Origin of the sequence: Roseisolibacter agri (assembly GCF_030159095.1) — a bacterium.
Classification (GTDB): domain Bacteria; phylum Gemmatimonadota; class Gemmatimonadetes; order Gemmatimonadales; family Gemmatimonadaceae; genus Roseisolibacter; species Roseisolibacter agri.
This window is the reverse complement of the sequence record NZ_BRXS01000002.1, coordinates 759,413-777,494: the sequence shown is the minus strand read 5'-3', so window position 1 is coordinate 777,494 and position 18,082 is coordinate 759,413. Positions and strand designations below refer to the sequence as shown.

General features: G+C 73.4%; 12 protein-coding genes and 1 pseudogene. 4 read left to right on the top strand and 9 right to left on the bottom strand.

What is annotated here, in order from left to right:
- Window positions 1-181 precede the first annotated feature (181 nt).
- Complete coding sequence (locus rosag_RS08170) at window positions 182-895, top strand: DUF3108 domain-containing protein (RefSeq protein WP_284349579.1); 714 nt, start codon at window positions 182-184, stop codon at window positions 893-895.
- Window positions 896-904: 9 nt separating this feature from the next.
- On the opposite strand, the gene rosag_RS08165 is transcribed toward rosag_RS08170, so the two are convergent.
- The 3 genes from rosag_RS08165 to rosag_RS08155 all read right to left on the bottom strand — a co-directional run bounded on the left by rosag_RS08165 (window position 905) and on the right by rosag_RS08155 (window position 3,958).
- Window positions 905-2,131, bottom strand: a complete 1,227-nt coding sequence (locus rosag_RS08165) for a GGDEF domain-containing protein (protein ID WP_284349578.1) — start codon at window positions 2,129-2,131, stop codon at window positions 905-907.
- A gap of 176 nt (window positions 2,132-2,307) precedes the next feature.
- A complete protein-coding gene (locus tag rosag_RS08160; protein WP_284349577.1) occupies window positions 2,308-3,120 on the bottom strand; it encodes an SDR family NAD(P)-dependent oxidoreductase in 813 nt (270 codons plus the stop codon).
- A gap of 112 nt (window positions 3,121-3,232) precedes the next feature.
- A complete protein-coding gene (locus rosag_RS08155; RefSeq protein WP_284349576.1) occupies window positions 3,233-3,958 on the bottom strand; it encodes a hypothetical protein in 726 nt (241 codons plus the stop codon).
- 345 nt (window positions 3,959-4,303) lie between these two features.
- Between rosag_RS08155 and rosag_RS08150 the strand changes: the two genes are divergently transcribed.
- Complete coding sequence (locus rosag_RS08150; protein WP_284349575.1) at window positions 4,304-5,323, top strand: LacI family DNA-binding transcriptional regulator; 1,020 nt, start codon at window positions 4,304-4,306, stop codon at window positions 5,321-5,323.
- A gap of 139 nt (window positions 5,324-5,462) precedes the next feature.
- Here the strand turns inward: rosag_RS08150 and rosag_RS08145 are convergent, their stop codons facing one another.
- The 5 genes from rosag_RS08145 to rosag_RS08125 form a co-directional block, all read right to left on the bottom strand.
- Window positions 5,463-7,289 carry a RagB/SusD family nutrient uptake outer membrane protein gene (locus rosag_RS08145; RefSeq protein ID WP_284349574.1) on the bottom strand — a complete coding sequence of 609 codons (1,827 nt, stop codon included), beginning with the start codon at window positions 7,287-7,289 and terminating at the stop codon, window positions 5,463-5,465.
- A gap of 13 nt (window positions 7,290-7,302) precedes the next feature.
- Window positions 7,303-10,620, bottom strand: coding sequence for a SusC/RagA family TonB-linked outer membrane protein (locus tag rosag_RS08140; RefSeq protein ID WP_284349573.1), 3,318 nt, complete (start codon window positions 10,618-10,620; stop codon window positions 7,303-7,305).
- A 293-nt stretch (window positions 10,621-10,913) separates the two neighbouring features.
- Window positions 10,914-12,470 (bottom strand): M28 family metallopeptidase, encoded by a 1,557-nt coding sequence (locus tag rosag_RS08135; RefSeq protein WP_284349572.1) that lies wholly within the window; start codon window positions 12,468-12,470, stop codon window positions 10,914-10,916.
- Window positions 12,471-12,600: 130 nt separating this feature from the next.
- A complete protein-coding gene (locus rosag_RS08130) occupies window positions 12,601-13,944 on the bottom strand; it encodes a serine hydrolase domain-containing protein (protein WP_284349571.1) in 1,344 nt (447 codons plus the stop codon).
- Between the two features lie 155 nt (window positions 13,945-14,099).
- Window positions 14,100-14,279 carry a hypothetical protein gene (locus rosag_RS08125; RefSeq protein WP_284349570.1) on the bottom strand — a complete coding sequence of 60 codons (180 nt, stop codon included), beginning with the start codon at window positions 14,277-14,279 and terminating at the stop codon, window positions 14,100-14,102.
- Between the two features lie 235 nt (window positions 14,280-14,514).
- On the opposite strand from rosag_RS08125, the gene rosag_RS08120 reads away from it, so the two are divergent.
- Window positions 14,515-14,844, top strand: coding sequence for a PadR family transcriptional regulator (locus tag rosag_RS08120; protein WP_425607504.1), 330 nt, complete (start codon window positions 14,515-14,517; stop codon window positions 14,842-14,844).
- Window positions 14,845-14,849: 5 nt separating this feature from the next.
- Window positions 14,850-17,573, top strand: coding sequence for an ABC transporter permease (locus rosag_RS08115; RefSeq protein WP_284349568.1), 2,724 nt, complete (start codon window positions 14,850-14,852; stop codon window positions 17,571-17,573).
- Window positions 17,574-17,601: 28 nt separating this feature from the next.
- Here rosag_RS08115 and rosag_RS08110 read toward each other — a convergent pair.
- Window positions 17,602-18,012 (bottom strand): annotated as a pseudogene (locus tag rosag_RS08110) (YkvA family protein); the annotation flags it as partial.
- Window positions 18,013-18,082 lie beyond the last annotated feature (70 nt).

Sequence of the window (18,082 nt, the reverse complement as noted above, 5' to 3'; positions counted from 1 at the left end):
GCTGCGTGAACGCGCAGCGAAGTTGCGGCGCGTGCACGCGCGCGCGCCAGGACCCGCGCCCCTCCGTTCGGTCCGTTGTAATCCTGTCAAAGCCGGCGGCGGTTCGCTGCCGGCGCGCCGACGCGGTTCAGGTTCAGGATCCGCAGCCGCGGCCCTCGCCCCACCGACAGCGCCCACGCCCATGCGACATCTCCCGCTCCTCGCCGTCCTCGCCCCGGGCGTCCTGCACGCGCAGCCCGCGCAGCAGCCCGACACCATCCGCGTCGGCCACCCGAGCGTCGCCCACGCGCTGGCCGCTGGCGTCGACTCGACCGACACGTACTTCGTCGCGCCGTCGGGCGAGCGCCGCCTCGGCGTCGTGTACGAGGAGCGCGTGGTGCCCGTGTCCGGCGGCTTCCTGGTCGTGCAGCGCAACGCGCGCCCCGACGGCCGGCTCCTCTCGCTCGACAGCGTCGCGGTGGACGGCCGCACGCTCGCGACGCGCTGGCACTCCGACCTCACGCCGCGCGGCAGCCGCCGCGTGACCTTCGCGAACGGGCGCATGGCCGGCACGGCCACCGACAGCGCGGGCACCGTGACGCCGGTGGACCTGCCCGCGCCCTCGGACGCGATCGACTACAGCCTCGGCTCGCGGCTCGTGCCGCACCTCCCGCTGCGCGAGGGCTACGTGGCGACGCTCGCCCTGCACGACGTCACGCGCGGGCCGCAGTGGACCACCGTCCGCGTGCTCGGCCGCGAGGACGTCGCGGTGAAGGGCGCCACCGTGTCCGCGTGGAAGGTCGCGCTGGAGTACGGCACGTTCAGCGCGACGCAGTGGATCGATCCGACCGCGAAGCGCATGCTGCGCACGCAGGTCGAGCGCGGGACGACGCGGATGGTGGCCGAGCGGCGCTAGCGAGCGGCGCTAGCGAGCGGCGCCGACGTGCGCCGCGCCCACCGGCGACGCGTCGGTGAACGCGTCCGCGTCGAAGCGCACGTGGCGCCCGCGGCCGAGCGCCTTGGCGCGGTACATCGCGATGTCGGCGTGGTGCAGGATGGCGGCGACGGCGGCATCGGGCACGCGTCCCGGGATGCCGTCGGGGGTCGCCGTGCCGAGCCCCATGGCGGACACCGTCGCCCGCGCCGAGCCGACGCTCGTGCCCACGCGCGCCACGCCCGTCGCCAGCGTGAAGGGGCGCGCCAGCGCGGCCACGATCCGCTCCGCCACCGCGGCCACGTCGGCGTCGTCGCGCACGCCGTCCAGCAGCACCGCGAACTCGTCGCCGCCCAGGCGCGCCACCGTGTCGCGGTCGCGCGAGTCGCCGTGACGCGTGGCCGCCCGCAGCCGCTCGGCGACCTCGATGAGCAGCGCGTCGCCGGCGGCGTGGCCCATCGTGTCGTTGACGGCCTTGAAGTCGTCGAGGTCGAGCATCAGCACCGCGACGCGGCCCGGATCTCCCGCCGCGTACGCCCGGCCGAGCGCGCGCTCCAGCCGGTCGAGGAAGCGCGCGCGGTTGGCGAGCCCGGTGAGCGCGTCGTGGTAGGCGAGGCGCGCGAGCGCCGCCGTCGCGGTGTCGGCGCGGGCCTGCGCGCCGGCGCGCATGCTCTCGAAGGCGAGGACGAGGAGGCCGGTGCACAGCACCAGCCCGATCGGGCTGCCGACGCTCATGCGCGCCGCCCACTCGGCCGGATAGCGCGGCGGGAAGCGGACGCCCTGCGCCTCGAGCACGCCGAAGAGGAGGACCGTGAGCACGCACAGCGTCGTGCCGCCGATCGCGCCGCGCCGGCCGAGCAGCATGGTCGCGAAGATCGGCAGGATGCCGAGCAGCGGCGTGGCGAGCGCGTGCAGCCCCCCCTCGCAGACGATCAGCGCGACGATGACGCCGTAGAGCGCGCCCGCGACCAGGAGCCCCGTCGTGCGGAGCGATGCGCGCGCGCGCAGCAGGCCGAGGGCGAGCGCGCCGACGCCGGCGCCCGTCGTCAGCACGGCGGCGCCCGCCGGGTAGCCGACCACCGCGCCGTAGAACAGCGCGTACGCCAGCGCGGTCCCGATCAGGACGACCGAGAGCAGCACCGTCAATCGCGCGCGACGCAGGACTTCGGCGTCGGTGCGCAGCGAGGCGTGCACGAATCGGTCAGGCCACTGAGACATGCGGGGGGGCAGGGCGGGACGACGCGGTCCGACTGGCGCTGCTCCGCGTGGCACGCATCCGGACTGGTCCCGCACGTACGACGCGGCAGCGCCGTCGAGGCAACTGCGCTGCCTTTCGGCCCTTCGCCGCGGACCGCCCGGCCGGATCGCCGGGCGGTCGGGACTGCCTCGCGTGCTCAGGCCGAGCCCGAGCCCGGCTCCGCCATCCGGCGGTGCTGCTCGGCCGCGATAGGCGCGGGCGTCACCAGCGCGGCCGCCGCCAGCGCGCGCTCCTTCAGCGTCGCCGCGACGACGTGGTCCTTCCCGGCCAGCATCGCCTCGTAGCCCTTCCGCGCGACGTCCTGCGGATCGGCCTTGTCCTCCTGCCCGACCTTCGTGTCCTCCATCCCCGCGCGGTGGAAGAACTCCGTCTCCGTCGCGCCGGGCTGCAGCGCGGTCACGGTGACGCCGGTGTCCTTCAGCTCGTTGCGCAGCGCCTCGGCGAAGCTCTGCACGAACGCCTTGCTCGCGTTGTAGACGGCCTGGAACGCCCCCGGCATCCGCGCGGCGATGGACGACGTGAACAGCACCCGCCCCTCGCCGCGCGCCACCATCGCGGGCAGCAGCCGGTGCGCGAGGTGCACGGTGCCGGTGACGTTGAGCGCGATGAGCGCGAAGATCCGGTCGAGCTCCTGCTCCAGGAACGCGCCGCCGAGCCCGACGCCCGCGTTGAGCGCGATCGCGTCGGGCGCGCGCCGGTCGGCGCCGAAGCGCGCGGCCACCCGCTCGACGCCGTCCCGCGTGGCGAGGTCCGCGACGATCGCCTCGCAGCTGGTGCCGAGCGCGGACAGCTCGCGCGCCGCGCGCTCGATGTCCGGGTCCTCGGCCACCAGCACGAGGTCCCAGCCCTCGCGCGCGAAGACGGTGCCCAGCTCGCGCCCGATCCCGCTCGACGCGCCCGTGACGAGCGCCAGCCGGCGCCCTCCTGCGTGCTTCGTGTCCTGCGCCATGTGTGATCCCGTGTGGTGAGTCCGCGTGCCGTACGGTGCCGTACGACGTGGCGCCGCCGCGTCGCAGGGTGCGCACCACGCGCGTGCGGGCGTCACGAGGCGCGCGGCGCGACTACCGGCCGACCGCGATCCCGACGCCGACGATCGTCGGCGTGCCCTCCACGAAGATCCGGCGCGCGCTCGCGGTCAGCTGCACGGGCGTGCTCGTGCCGGCGAGCGCGAGGCCGCCCGACAGCATCGCGCGCGACCCTGTGGACGACTCGCCCCCACCGCTGAGTCGCGCGAAGCCGAAGCCCGGCGACACGAACGGCACGACGCGGAGCGCGTTCCCCGCCCGCACGGACAGCGAGACGGGCACGCTCAGCGCGCCCGCGAGCGCCGTGAACTCGTCGTCCGACGAGCCCGGCCGGCTGAAGCCGAGCGCCGGATTGATCGCCACGCTCATGGCCACCGGCCCGCCGAGGGGACGGTCGAGCAGCCCGACGTGCACGTCGACGCCGGCCATCAGGTGGTCGCAGTCGCCGCACCCCTTCACGGACGTCCGCCCGAGCTCGATCGCCGTCCGCACCGGCCCGCGCCGGATCACGAGCCCCGCCCCGACGTTCATCGTGTTGTCGTCGTCCGCGTCGAACTGCCAGTGGGAGTAGCGCGCCTGCACGCCCACCGACGTCCCCGGGGGCGCGGCGGCGGTCGGCGGCGCGTACGGTGTGAAGGCGCCCAGGGGGGTGGTGATGAGCCCGATCCAGGCGACGATGGCGCTCTCGCTCTGCGCGGCCGCGGTGACGGGCGCGGCCGCGATCGCGCAGGCCACGAGCATGGTCCCGATGTTGGTTCGCATGGCGCTCCTCCAGTGGGTGAGTGGTGTGGAGGAGGGCTACGCGGCGGCCGTCAAAGCGCGATCAAACGCGCGTCCGGGCGCGCCGAACGGAGCGGAAGGGCGCACGCCCTCGCGCATTCGGCGTCCGGCCCCCATCATTCCGGCCGATCGCTTGGAACGTTCCAAACAACACACCCGCCCAGACCCATGGCCGAGTCCGCGCCGCTCGTCACGCACACGTACAGCGACCACGGCCTGCGCGCCCGACGCCCCCGCCACGCGACGACTGCACTTGTGCGCGAAGCGCGCGCCGCCGACCCCGGCGGCCGCACGTCCGCGCCCGCCCCCACTCCGGAGTAGCGAGACATGCGCGAGGGCATCCCGCGTCGCCCGACGATCATCGACGTCGCCGCCAAGGCCGGCGTGTCGAAGTCGATGGTCTCGCTCGTCATGCGCGGCTCCAGCGACGTGCGCGAGGAGAAGCGCCGGCTCGTCCTCGAGGCCGCCGACGCGCTGGGCTATCGCCCGAACGCCGTCGCGCGCTCGCTCGTGCGCCGGCGCACCAACATGCTCGGCGTCGTGCTCTCCGACCTCCACAACCCGTTCTTCACCGAGGTGATCGACGGCATCGAGGCGGAGGCCGAGGACCGCAGCTACCGCACGATCATCTGCACCGCCAGCCGGCAGTCGAGCGCCGAGCGCCGCGCGCTCGACACGCTGCTGGAGCTGCGCGCCGACGCGCTGATCCTCGCCAGCCCGATGATCGAGATGGACGCGATCGCGCGCGCGAGCGCCGAGGTGCCGGTCGTCCTCGTCGCGCGGCCGTCCGACTCCGAGGCGATCGACAGCGTCGCGAACGACGACCCGACCGGCGCCGCGCTCGTCGTGGACCATCTGGTCGCGCTCGGCCACCGGCGCATCGCGCACGTGGACGGCGGCGGCGGCGCGGGCGCCGCGGCGCGCAGCGCGGGCTACGTGCAGGCGATGCAGCGCCACGGCCTCGATGCGCACGTGCGCGTCATCCCCGGCAGCTACACGGACGAGGGCGGCCGCCAGGGCGTCGCCGCGCTGCTGGCGTCGGGCGAGCGTCCGACGGCCATCTTCGTCGCCAACGACCTCGCCGCGCTCGGCGCGATGAGCGAGCTCGCCGAGCGCGGGCTGCGCGTGCCCGACGACATGTCGCTGGTGGGCTACGACAACACGTCGCTCGCCGCCGTGCGGCACATCAGCCTCACCACCGTCGATCAGCCGCGCCCGCAGATGGGGCGCCAGGCGGTGACGCTGGTGCTCGAGCGGCTGACGCGCGACCGCACGACCTCGCGCCACATCCTCATCCCGCCCCGCCTCGTCGTGCGCGGCACCACCGCGGCGCCGGCCGTGCGCTGACGAGCATCGCCGACGTCCGCGACCGGGGAGGTTCGCGCGCACCATCGCCGGACGGCACCCGACCGCGGCCGACACGTGGTGAGACGCGAGAGGCCCCGCACCGCGGGGCCTCTCGCACGTGCGCCGGTCGCGACGCCGATCACCAGCCGGGGTTCTGCTTCAGCGCCGGGTTGGTGAGCAGGTCGCCCTCCGGGATCGGGTACAGGTAGTTCTTCTGCTCCCACTTCCGCGGGATGTCGCTGCGCCAGACGATCTCGCCGGACGTCCCGTTCGCGAGCTTGAAGTCGTTGCCCGTCACCGAGATGTAGGTGACGCTCGGCAGCCGGTTCGCGGTCGGGACGTTGACCGTGAAGAAGTTCACGTCCGGCGTCCCGTTCTCGTCCAGGTCGATGTTCGTGTTCGCCTGCGGCACGTAGATCCCGCGCCACTCCATCTCCATCAGCGCGCCACGCGCCCAGCGCACGATGTCGTAGAAGCGGAAGCCCTCCATCGCGAGCTCGATCCCGCGCTCGCGGCGGATCTCGAGGATCACCGGGTTGGAGACGTCCGGGAAGTAGACCGAGCGCAGGTACGGATCGACGACCGTCGGCAGCGTGGTGAGCCCGCCGGTGATGCCCGCGCGGCCGCGCGTCGCGCCGACGGTCGCCGCCCAGTCGGCCGCGGTCAGCTGCCCCAGCTCCGCCCGCGCCTCGGCGTAGTTCAGCAGCACCTCGGCGTAGCGGAAGAGGTGCACGGCGTTCGTGTTGAGGCTCCCGCCGTCCATCGACGCGTCGTCGGTGCTGAACTTGATCGGGTGGTAGCCGGTGTAGGTGTACGTGAACGCCGGCGGTGCGGCGACCTGCGCGCCGGACTGCAACCGCCGGTAGCCGGGCGTGCGTATCGTCTGCGCCAGCCGCGCGTCGCGCCCCTTCGTCTCCTCCTGGAAGGTCATCGTCTGGTAGCCCGCCCGGTTGGTGAAGGGCGTGCCGTCGACGTTGAGGTAGGTGTGGATGAAGGGGCGGATGAAGCTGAAGCGCACGCCCGTGGTGGCGCTGGTGTAGATCCAGTTCGCCTGGTGGCGCACGGCCAGCGCGGTGCTCTGGACGTTCGTCAGCAGCACCTCCTGCGCGATCGGCACCTCGCGGATGAAGACCTGCCGGTACGAGTCGGTGGGGCCCGAGCCCGTGTAGAGGCTGTACCGCCGGCTGTCGATCAGGACCTTCGCCGCGCTGGCCGACTCGGTGAGCCAGCGGTCCGCGGTGCTCTGGAGCCCGAACTCCGGGTGGTACTTCCGGAACGCCCCCTCGAACAGCGCCACGCGCGACTTGAGCGCGAGCGCCACGTCCTTCGTGACGAGCGTGCGCGACGCCTCGTTGGTCGCCGTGATGTTGGCGATGGCGTAGTCGAGGTCCTCCAGCACGTGGTCCATCACCACCGTGCGCGAGTCGCGCCCGGCGTAGAGCGCCGAGTCGCCGACGTCGAGCGGCCGGTCGATCCACGGGACGTCGCCGTAGCGCTTCACCTTCTCGAAGTAGAACCAGGCGCGGAAGAAGCGGGCGATGCCGTTGTAGTTGTTCCGCACCGCCTCGGGGACGCTCGGATCGGTGTTGTTGGCGAGGAAGTAGTTGATGCTGCGCAGCGTGGTCCACTGCCAGTTGACGTTGCCGCCGAGGGCGACGACCTCGTACTGGCCCGAGGCCGTGATGTCGGTGACGCGCGAGTTGTAGACGCCGGGCCGGATGAACTGCGGCACGTCGCGGCGCGCCGCGTAGTCCGACATCGACTCGGACTGCGTGATGTTGTTCGCGTCCGGCATCCAGTTGTAGAACGACGTCGCGTAGAGCGCGAGCCCGTTCGCGGAGCCGAACACCGCCTCCCGGCTGGAGGTCGCCACCGGGTTCTGCTCGAGCGAGTCGTCGCACGCCGTCACACCGGCGGCCAGCGCGACCGCGAGCAGCAGGCGGCGCGGGATGTGTCGTCTGGTCATGGTCGTCTCGTCGTCAGAAGGTGACGGTCGCGCCGATGGTGAAGCTGCGCAGCATCGGGTAGTTGTAGCCGTCGCCCGCGTTGTTCACGAACGCGCCCGACGCGTTCAGCTGGTCGGGATTGTTCTGGAACAGCCGCTCCGACGGCGCCGTCGCGTTCTCGACGTCGATGTTGTCCGCGTACTTGTAGAGCGGCGACCAGGTCCAGAGGTTCTCGCCCGAGACGTAGAGTCGCGTGGTGTTCGCCCCGATGCGCGACGAGAGGCGCGTGGGGAGGTTGTAGCCCAGCTGCAGGTTCTTCAGCCGCAGGTACGCCGCGTTCATCACGTACTTGGACTGCGGCTGGCGCAGGATGCCGGCGGCGTTGTTGGAGAGTCGCGACGCGTAGCGCGGGAGGAAGGCGTTCGGGTTCTCCGCCGTCCAGATCATCCCCGGCTTGAGGTGCCACTCGGGCACGAAGCCGTAGGGGCGGTTGTACTGGCCCCAGAACGCGTTCGACTCCGGCGACGGGTACCAGTCCTGCTTGCCGACGCCCTGGAAGAAGCTGGAGAGGAAGACGCCGCGGTAGTTGGCGCCGAGGTTGACGCCGTAGCGGTAGCGCGGCGTGGTGTTGCCGATGACGACGCGGTCGCCGGGATCGTCCACCGTGTTCTTCCCGGGGTTGACCTTGCCGTCGCCGTTCAGGTCCTTGAGCATGATGTCGCCGACCTGGATGCGTCCCGACGAGTGCGACCGGAACAGGCTCTGGTCCGCGTGCGACGCGATCTGCTCGGCCGACCCGAAGAAGCCCTCGGTGACGTAGCCCCAGATCTCCCCGACCTTCTGGCCGACGTAGTAGTCGGTGAGGAAGCGATCGGGGTTGTTGTACTTCAGGATCTCCGCGCGGTTGTCGGCCAGCGTCAGCTGGACGTTGTAGCCGAGGGGGCGCGACGCGACGTCGAAGCGGTGGTTCCAGGAGAGCATCGCCTCCCAGCCCGTCGTCTTCATGTCGGCGTAGTTGCCGCGCGGCGACGTGGCGCCGAAGGTCGCCGGCAGCGTCATGCCGATCGTGTACATGTCCGTCGTGCGACGGGTGTACACGTCGCCGGTGAAGAGCAGCTTCCCGGCGAGCATCTCGAGGTCGAGGCCGACGTTGCTGGTGGTGACCGTCTCCCACGTCAGCCCGTCGGGCAGCACCGCCGGCGCGCCCGTGTACTGCGGCTGCACGCCGTTCAGGATGCGCGTGGACTTCGTGATGTTGAACAGCTCGTTGAACGTGTACGCGGCGATGTTGCCGTTGCCCATCGAGCCGTACGACGCGCGGAGCTTGAGGTCGGAGATGACGCGCTCCGGCACCTTCCAGAACGGCTCGCGCGACGGGCGCCAGCCGACCGACGCCGAGGGGAAGAAGGCGTAGCGCTGGCTCGACGGGAACTTGGAGGAGCCGTCGTAGCGGCCGTCGAGCTCGAGGAGGTAGCGCTCGTCGTAGTTGTAGTTCAGGCGGTAGAAGCCGCCGAGGATCGCCCACTTCTCGTAGTTGCCGCCCGTCGTGATCCCCTGCCCCAGCGCGAGGTTGATGTTCTCCGCGTCGGGGAACACCAGCCCGTTGCGCGTGACGTCGAGGCGCTCGAAGGTCGACTGCTCGTAGTTGGTGCCGAGCACCACGTTCACGAAGTGCTTCTCGGCGAGGAGCGTCTGGAAGTCGCCGTAGAGATTGCTCGCGAGGTAGACGCCCCGGTCCTGCAGGTTGCGCAGGTCGTTGGTGGCGGTGCCCAGGTACTCGATCACGCCGGGCGAGCGCGAGTACGGGATCTCGACGCGTCGCCGCGTCTCGTCGTCGGCGGTGTTCTGGAAGGAGAAGTCGCCGTTGATCTTCAGCTTGCGGTCGAGGAAGGTCGCCGTGAGGCCGGTGGTGTTGCGCACCAGGTTCCGACTCAGGTCGCTCCCGTTCTTCCCGTAGTAGAAGTCGCCCACGGTGTAGGCGCCCGACCAGGTGAGTGTGCCGTCGGGGTTGAGCATCGGCTCGCTCGGGTGCCCCTCGTCGGCGAGGTTGCGCCAGATGCCGCCGCCCTCGCCGATGTTCAGCGGGTTGTAGTACTTCCGGTTGGACGCGATCAGGTTGTTGCTCGCCTGCAGCCACGGATAGAGCTGCAGCGTGCCCACCGCGCGCATGTTCAGCATCCGGTAGTCGTCGGAGCTGTAGCGGAACAGGCCGGGCTGGTCGAGGTAGCGGCCGGAGATGAGGAAGCTCGCCTTGTCGGTGCTGCGCGAGACCGAGAGGCTGTGCTCCGCCGTCGGCGTCTGGTCCTTGTAGAGCAGGCCGTACCAGTCGGTGCTGGCGTAGTACACGTACTGGCCGTCGGGACCGACCACGGTGGTCGGCAGGCTCGGGTCCTTGGAGCGCCGCTCGAACTCCGTCAGGTACTGCTGCGAGAAGCTCTGCGTCTTGTTGATGTTCTGCGGGAACGTCCCCTCGAAGTTGAAGAACGACTCGTTGAACATCTTCGCGTACGTGTAGCCGTCGGTCACGTACCCGGCCGGGACGGTGGGCCTCCGCTGTCCGTAGCGCGTGTCGTACGTGATGGCGAAGCCGTCGCCGGCGGGCTTCTTCGTGGTGATGAGCACCACGCCGAACGCGCCGCGCGCGCCGTACACCGCCGCCGCGGCGGCGTCCTTCAGCACCGAGATCGACGCCACGTCGTTCGGGTTGAGCATGCTCGGGTCGCCCTCGACGCCGTCGATCAGCACGAGCGCGTTGCCGCCCTGCCCGATGGACGTGGCGCCGCGCACGTTGATGCGCGGCGCCTGGGTCGGCCGGCCGTCGAGGAGCCCGACGTTGACGTTGGGGATCACGCCCTGCAGCCCCTGCGTCAGGTTGGCCATCGGGCGGTTCTGCAGCGCCTCGCTCCCGACCTGGTCCACCGCGCCGGTGAGGTTCCCGCGGCGCTGCGTGCCGTAGCCGACGGTGACGACCTCGCTCAGCACGGTCGCCTGCCGCGTGAGCTGGAAGCTGACCGTCGCCACCTGCCCGGCGGCGACGGTGACGGTCCGCTCCTGCAGCGCGTAGCCGATGCGCCGCACCTGCACCACGCGGCTCCCCGCGGGCACGTTGGCGATGGTGAAGCGCCCGTCGGCGCGGGTCGCGGTGCCGAGCGGCGCGCCGGCGATCCCCACCTGCGCATCGGGCACTGGCTGGCCGGTCGTGGCCTCGGTGACGACGCCGCTGACCGTGCCGGTCTCCACGCGCGGCGCCGACTCCGCTGCGGGCGCCGGTGGGCGTTGCTGCGCCGCGCCGGGCACGGCGACGCCCAGCGTGAGGACCGACGAGAGCACGAACGAGGACGCACGTCTCATCTGCTGCTCCGGGATGACGGTGAGACGAGGGAGGCGCGCCGGACGGGCGCACCGACGAGGTCACCTGCGTTCCGATGTTCCGAGCGTGGGGCGAGATCGCGTGAGGCGGGACCGGGCGCGAACGGGGGGCGAGGGGGCGCGGGGCGCGGCGGGTGCGCCGTCCGTTCCTCTCATACGGCCCGGCGCGACGCCGCGTCAAGCGCGGTGCGAGCGGATCGCTCGGCGCGCAGGAACGCAGAACGCCCGGCCGGATGGCCGGGCGTTCACGAGGATCGGCGACGTACCGGAGACGCTCAGCGCTCCAGCCGGAACCCCGGATCGACCGCCGGGCGCTTGGGCGCGTTCGCGACGAACCAGCCCGTGAGGTACATCCACTGCGCCATGCGCGTCAGCTTCGCGTAGTCGATGCGGGCCGGGTTGTCGCGCGGCGTGTGGTAGTCGTCGTGCAGGTTCGTCGTGTACATCAGCGCCGGCACGTTCAGGCGCGCGTACGGCAGGTGGTCGCTGCGGAAGTACCATCCTTCGGGATGCGTCGGCCGGTCCCACAGCGAGTCGAGCGTGAAGCGCCCGGTGAGCGCGTTGGCGCGCAGCGCCATCGCCACGAGGTCGCTCGAGTTGCGGTGCGGCGGCTGCGCGCCCAGCAGCGACGCCGAATCGGGATGGTTGCGGCCGATCATGTCGCCGTTGAGCACCGCGACGATCTTCTCGAGCGGGACGACTGGGTTCGCGGCGTGGTAGCGCGAGCCGATCAGGCCGCGCTCCTCGGCGCCGTGGTTGATGAAGAGGACCGAGCGCCTCCCTGGCTGCCGCACGAACGCGCGCGCCGCCGCGAGCCCCGCGGCGGTCACCGTGGCGTTGTCGTCCGCGCCCGCGTGCACCGAGTCCCCTTCGAGCGTGACGCGCACGCCGTTGGCGTCCTGGTGCGAGCTGAAGACGACGTACTCGTCGCGCAGCGCGGGATCGGTGCCGCGCACCATGCCGATGACGTTCACCGACGGCGTCGTGAACCGCTCGAGACGCACGGAGAGCTCCGCCTGCGGCTGCCGCGCGAGCGTCTCGCGCATCGCCGCGCGCACGAGGAACGCCGGCGTCGGCCCGCTGCCGAGCGCGGGCGGCGGCGCCACGCGCGGTGAGCCGTTGGCGGCGCGCGGCACCGCGCGGTCCACGTCGTACGCGCCGCGGGTGCGGGCGGAGGCGACGACCTCGTACGCGCTGTCCACGGGCGCCGACGCGACGAGGATGACGGCCGACGGCCCGCGGCGCTGGAAGCGCGCGAGCGTGGCGTTGATGGCGGCGTCCGCGTAGCGCGACGCGAACGTGTAGCTGTTCGCGCGGATGGCCGCCGGCGGCGGCGCGAGCAGCGGCGTCGCGACGATGCGTCCGCGCACGTCGACGGTGCTGTCGGTCGCGTCGGGCACCCACAGCACCGCGCCCGCCGCCTCCGCCGGCACGACGTTGAGCGGCGTCAGGTCGCGGAAGAGCGTCAGCGCCTGGCCGCCGACGCTCGCGCGGCTGGCGGTGGTCGAGACGCGCGTGCGCACCATGTCGAGCCACTGGAACCAGGTCCCGTCGTCGCCCGCGGGCCTGAGCCCGATGCGGCGGTACTGCTCCGCGACCCACATCGACGCGCGCATCTCGTCGAGCGTGCCGCCCTCGCGTCCGCGCATCGCGGGCGACGCCATCTCGGTGACGTCGCGCCGCAGGTCGGCCTCGCGGACGGCCGCGAGCGCGGCGGGGACTTCGGCGCTGCGCGTGGCGGCGCGCGGAGCGGCCTGCGCCCCGAGCGGGGCCGCGGCGACGGCGCCGAGCACGCCGGCGAGGAGACGGGTCGTGGTGGACGGGAGGCGCATGGCGGGAGACGCGGACGGGTCGGCGCGCGGGGTGCGCGCCGGACGTGCTATCTGCGCCGCGTGCGGCGCGCCGGCAAGCGCGCCGGCAAGCGAGCGGGCACGCCGCGCATGCACGTCCCGACGGCGTCGACTACCGCGGCCGGCGCGGCGGGGTGGCCGGCGCCGTGGAGTCGGGGGCGACGAGCGCCGCGTAGACGAGCTGCTTGGTCTCCCGAAGAAGCGGATAGGAGAACGGCGGGTGGTGCTGCGTGAGGACCATCCCGATCACGCCGTTCGCCGGATCGACCCAGAAATACGTGTTCGCCGCACCCGACCACCCGAACGTGCCCGGCGCGCTCGGGTTCTCCGGCGACGCGCGGTCGCGCTGCACCGCGACGCCGAGCCCGAAGCCCGTGCCCGGACCGAAGTTGCCCGCCGGGATCGGCCCCAGCGCCGGCGGCAGCGCGTCGCGCCGCAGCTCGGCGGCGCTCTCGGGCCGCAGGATGCGCACGCCATCGAGCGTGCCGTCGTTCAGCAGCATCTGCGCGAACCGCAGGTAATCGCCGGCCGTCGAGACCAGTCCGCACCCGCCGCACGCGAAGCGCGCCGCCGGCTCGAGCAGGTCCTGCGGCACCATGCCTCGCGTCGTGCGCAGCCGGCCGTCCGGGCCGCGCTCGTAGTAGCCCGCGAGTCGCGCGCGCAGCGCGGGCGTGAGACGCATCGCGGTGCTGCGCATGCCGAGCGGCGTGAAGATCTCCTCGTCGAGATAGCGCTCGAAGGGGCGTCCGTCGACGATCTCCACGACGCGGCCGAGCACTTCGAGCCCGGGACCGTATCGCCATCGCGCCCCCGGCTGGAAGGCGAGTGGGATGCGCGCCACCGTGTCCGCGAAGCCGGCCACGGTGCGCGAGGCGACGAAGAGCCCACGCGCGTTGGCGATCGAGTCCGGCGCCAGGACCCCGAGCCCGTACGCCATCCCGGACGTGTGCATCAGGAGCTGCCGGATGGTGATCGGTCGCACCGCCGGCGTCGTCGTCGGGTGCGCGGCCCCGCCACCCGCGTACACGGCGGCCTCCGCGAACGCCGGGATGTAGCGTGCCACCGGATCGTCGAGGCCGAGCGTTCCGCGCTCGACGAGCTGCAGCACCGCCACCGCGGTGACGGGCTTGGTCATCGAGTACATGCGGAAGACCGCGTCGGACGCGAGCGGTGCGCCGGTGCGGACGTCCGCCGTCCCGAACGTCTCGAGGTACGCCAGCCTGCCGTGGCGCGCGACGGCGACGAGCATGCCCCCGAGCTTCCCCGAGTCGGTGTAGGCCCGCATGGCGGGCGCGATGCGCGCGAGCGCCTCGGCCGAGAGGCCGACATCGCCGGGCGTGGCGCGTGGGAGGGACTGGGCGCCGAGCGTGGCGTCAGCGCACGCGGCGCTCGCGATCGCCGCGAGCACGATCGACAGGGCGCGCGGCGCCACCTGTCGCGGAAGACGGAGCGGCACGGGACCCCCGGGTGGCGGGAGGACGGCGTCCGATCGCCGGCGGCCACGTCGGCCGGACCGGTCCGCGAACATGGGGCGCTCGGAAGCGGACTGCAACAGGACGCGAGTGCGCGACCGGCAGACCCTTCACGCGGCGAGACGCCCGGCCACTCCCGTCAGCGCAGCGTCCGGTCGGGATCGAGGATGATCCCCGTCCACAGCTGCTTGCACTTGGGGCACACGTCCGGCAGCGCGTCGCGCGTCGGGAACACCTGGCAGCCGCAGGTGGCGCAGCAGCCGCAGATCCTCGGCTCGGGCTTCTCCGCGATCGGGCGCTGGGTGCGTGGGTGCGGCATGCGGCGAGACTGCTCCTGAGGTGGGGCCGTTCCGAGGTTGGCCAGCCCCGTGGTCGGGCGCGTGGAGCGGGCGGCGTGGCGTGAGCGCCCGTGGATTCGCATCCCGCGCGCCAGCCCCGTGCGACGCGGGCGACCGCACGTGCCGTCCGCCCTCGGCGCCGGCCGATCGCCGACCCCTTGCACTTCTACAAGAGCGCTCGCATCCTTCGCGCGACCCCACGAGGACCGCGCCGTGATCGACGACCGCCTCGACCTGCCGCAGGGCACGCTCGACCTGCTGATCCTGAAGGCCGTCTCGGTCGAGCCGATGCACGGCTGGGCGATCTCCGAGCGCATCCGGCACGTGTCGCGCGACGCGCTGCAGGTGCCCCAGGGCTCGCTCTACCCCGCGCTGCACCGCCTGGAGCGGCGCGGCTGGATCCGGGCCGAGTGGGGCGCGTCGGAGAGCAACCGCCGGGCGAAGTTCTACGAGCTCACGCGCGCCGGCCGCCGACAGCTCGACGTCGAGGCCGACGCGTGGGCGCGGCTCACGAGCGCCGTGTCGCTGGTGCTCGACATGGGGTGACCGCGATGCTGGCCGAGATCTGGAGCGACGTGCGCTACCGGATGCGCGCGCTGTTCGACCGCGACGCGCTCGAGCGCGAGCTCGACGAGGAGCTGCGCTTCCACGTGGAGCACGAGGCCGCGCGCCACGAGCGTGCGGGGCTCTCGCGCGACGACGCGCTGCGCCGCGCGCGCGCGGAGTTCGGGCACCTCGATCGCGTGAAGGAGGCGAGCCGCCGCGCGCGCGGCACCGTGGCGCTGGAGTCGGTGCTGCACGACCTCCGCATCGCCGCGCGACGGCTGCGGCGCGCGCCGGGGTTCGCCGCGGCGGTGGTGCTGGTGCTCGCGCTCGGGATCGGCGCGTCCACGGCGGCCTTCGGCGTCGTGGACGCGATGCTCCTCAAGCCCCTGCCGTATCCGCAGTCGGAGCGGCTCGTGCGGCTCACCCACACCGCGAGCCTCGCGGGCCGCCCGACCGTCGACCAGTCGGACGCGACGGTGATGCTCTACCAGCGGCACGCGGCGTCCGAGGGCGCGGCGTTCGACGGCATCGCCGCGTGGTGGGCCGACAACGTCGACGCCAACATCGAGCCGTCCGCGCCCGGCGAGACGCCCGCGCGCGCGCGCATCGCGCGCGTCACCGCGAACCTGCTCGACGTGCTCCGCGTGCGCCCGGCGCTGGGCCGCGGCTTCGCCGACGGTGAGGACCGCGCGGGCGCGGCGCGCGTCGTCCTGCTGTCGGACCGGCTCTGGCGGCAGCGCTACCACGGCGATCGCGGCGTGATCGGCCGGCAGATGCTCGTCAACGGGGTGCCGCGCACGATCGTCGGCGTCATGGCGCCGCGCTTCGCGTATCCGGCGAGCACCGTGGATCTCTGGATCCCGCTCACGCTCGACCCGGCCGCCACGCAGGCCGCGCGCTTCCGGTTCGTCGGCGTGGCGCGGCTGCGCGACGGCGTCACGCCGACCCGCGCACGCGCCGACCTGGCGCGCGCGCTCGCGCGGCTGCCCGACGAGCTCCCGGGCGATCCCTCGGCGAACGTCCTCGCGCAGGCGCACGTCGCGCCACAGGTCGAGTCGCTCCGCGATTCCGTCGTCGGCAGCTCCGCGCGCCTCGCCTGGATGCTGCTGGCGAGCGTGCTGCTCGTGCTCGTCGTCGCCTGCGCGAACGTCGCCGGCCTGTTCCTCGTGCGCGCCGAGCACGCGCAGGTGGAGCTGGCGGTGCGCGGCGCGCTCGGCGCCGGCGCGCGCGGCCTGATGACACAGGCGCTCGCCGAGTCGGTGCTGCTCTGCGCGTCGGGCGGCGCGCTGGGCGTGCTCCTCGCGCGCGCCGGGCTGCGGGCGGCGGTGCGGGCCGGCGACGCGTGGGCGGTGCCGCGTCTCGACGAGGCCACCGTGGACCTCCGCGCGCTCGCGTTCGCGCTGGGCGCCACGACGCTGTGCGCGCTGTGCGTCAGCCTGCTGCCGCTGCTGCGCGCGCGGCGGGTGTCGATCGCGCTCGTGCTGCGCGGCGCGGGACGCGGGCCGGTCGCGGACGCATCGCGCCAGCGCGCGCGCCACGCGCTCGTGGTCGCGCAGACCGCGCTGGCGCTGGTGCTCGTGGCGTCGTCCGGGCTCATGACGCGCAGCCTGCTGCGGCTGGAGGCCGTGCCGCCGGGCTTCGTGTCGGACGACGTCGCCGTCGCGCGGGTGCTGCTCCCGATCGCGCGGTATGGCGCCGGCCCGGCGCGCGCGAGCTTCCTGCAGGCGCTGCGCGAGCGGGTGGGCGCGGTGCCCGGCGTGCGGGAGGCGGCGCTCACCAACTGGGTGCCGCTGAGCGGCGACCGCTGGAGCGCCGCGATCGAGGTGGAGGATCGCCCGCTGCCGGCGCCCGCCGGAGGCATGGCGCCCGCCGGAGGCATGGCGCACGCCGCGGCCACGGTGGACGGCGGGTACTTCCGCACGGCGGGCATCCCGCTGCTGCGCGGCCGCACGTTCGGGGCGATGGACGACGCGGGGACGGCCGGCGACGTGGTCGTGAGCCGCGCGTTCGCGATGCGGTACTGGAACGGCGCGAGCCCGATCGGCCGGCGCATCCGCGCGGTCGGCGGCGCGTGGCAGACGATCGTCGGCGAGGTCGGCGACGTGCACTACGACGCGCTCGACCGGCCGGCCGACGACGTCGTGTACTTCCCCATCGTCCCGCAGGGCGGCGGTGCGCCCGCGCCGTACCTCGTCGCGGTGCTCGCCCGCACGCAGCCCGGACGCGCGGGCGCGACGGTCGCGTCCATCCGCGGCGTCGTGCGCGCGCTCGATCCCGCGCTGCCGACGTTCGACGAGGGCACGCTCGACGCCGTGGTGCGCCGGGGGTCGGCGCGCACCCGCGCGCTCGTCGTGCTGCTCGCCGTCGCCAGCGCCGTCGCGCTGACGCTCGGCGCCGTCGGCCTGTACGGCGTCGTGGCGTACGGGGTGAGCGTGCGGCGCCGCGAGATCGGCGTGCGCATCGCGCTCGGCGCGCGGCCCGCGGACGTCGGCCGCGCCGTGTCGCTGGCCGGCCTGCGGCTCGTGGCGGCCGGCATCGCCATCGGCGTGGCGTGCACGCTCGCGTTCACGCGGCTGCTGCGCGGGCTGCTGTACGAGGTGAGCGCGACCGACCCGTGGGTGCTGGGCCTCACGGCGGTCGCGCTCGTCCTCGTGTCGCTCGTCGCGAGCTGGCTCCCCGCGCGCCGCGCCGCCGCCGTCGATCCCGCCGAGGTGCTCGGGTCAACCTGACGCACGGCTGCCGCGAGCGCGACCTGTCTCACGGTCGGCTCGCGCGGCGCGGCCCGCGCCCGACCCACCCCGCGATCGTCGGCCACGCGAGCCAGAGCGTGAGCGCGACGGCGGCGATCCAGATCACGACGATGACGAGCGCCGCGGTGCGGCTCGTCGGACGCTCGGCCGCACGCTCGGCCAGCGCGCGGTGCTCGGCGAGGAGCTCGGCGGGGATGAGGCGCCGCACGAGCAGGATGCCCGCCGGCACGAGGATCACGTCGTCGAGATACCCCAGGACCGGGATGAAGTCCGGGATCAGATCGATGGGGCTCAGCGCGTAGCCGGCGACGACGAGCGCGAGCGCCTTCGCGTACCAGGGCACGCGCGGGTCGCGCGCGGCGAACCAGAGCGCGAGCACGTCGCGCTTGACCGTGCGCGCCCACTGGCGGAGTCGTGCGTGCGCGGCTGGTGGCATGCGCGGAACATACTCGCGGATGGGGACGGACGGCTCGCGACCGGCACACGCG

Coding starts and splice junctions, on each gene's coding strand:
- rosag_RS08170 (WP_284349579.1), top strand. CDS start 182: ATGCGACATCTCCCGCTCCTCGCCGTCCTCGCCCCGGGCGTCCTGCAC.
- rosag_RS08165 (WP_284349578.1), bottom strand. CDS start 2,131: ATGTCTCAGTGGCCTGACCGATTCGTGCACGCCTCGCTGCGCACCGAC.
- rosag_RS08160 (WP_284349577.1), bottom strand. CDS start 3,120: ATGGCGCAGGACACGAAGCACGCAGGAGGGCGCCGGCTGGCGCTCGTC.
- rosag_RS08155 (WP_284349576.1), bottom strand. CDS start 3,958: ATGCGAACCAACATCGGGACCATGCTCGTGGCCTGCGCGATCGCGGCC.
- rosag_RS08150 (WP_284349575.1), top strand. CDS start 4,304: ATGCGCGAGGGCATCCCGCGTCGCCCGACGATCATCGACGTCGCCGCC.
- rosag_RS08145 (WP_284349574.1), bottom strand. CDS start 7,289: ATGACCAGACGACACATCCCGCGCCGCCTGCTGCTCGCGGTCGCGCTG.
- rosag_RS08140 (WP_284349573.1), bottom strand. CDS start 10,620: ATGAGACGTGCGTCCTCGTTCGTGCTCTCGTCGGTCCTCACGCTGGGC.
- rosag_RS08135 (WP_284349572.1), bottom strand. CDS start 12,470: ATGCGCCTCCCGTCCACCACGACCCGTCTCCTCGCCGGCGTGCTCGGC.
- rosag_RS08125 (WP_284349570.1), bottom strand. CDS start 14,279: ATGCCGCACCCACGCACCCAGCGCCCGATCGCGGAGAAGCCCGAGCCG.
- rosag_RS08115 (WP_284349568.1), top strand. CDS start 14,850: ATGCTGGCCGAGATCTGGAGCGACGTGCGCTACCGGATGCGCGCGCTG.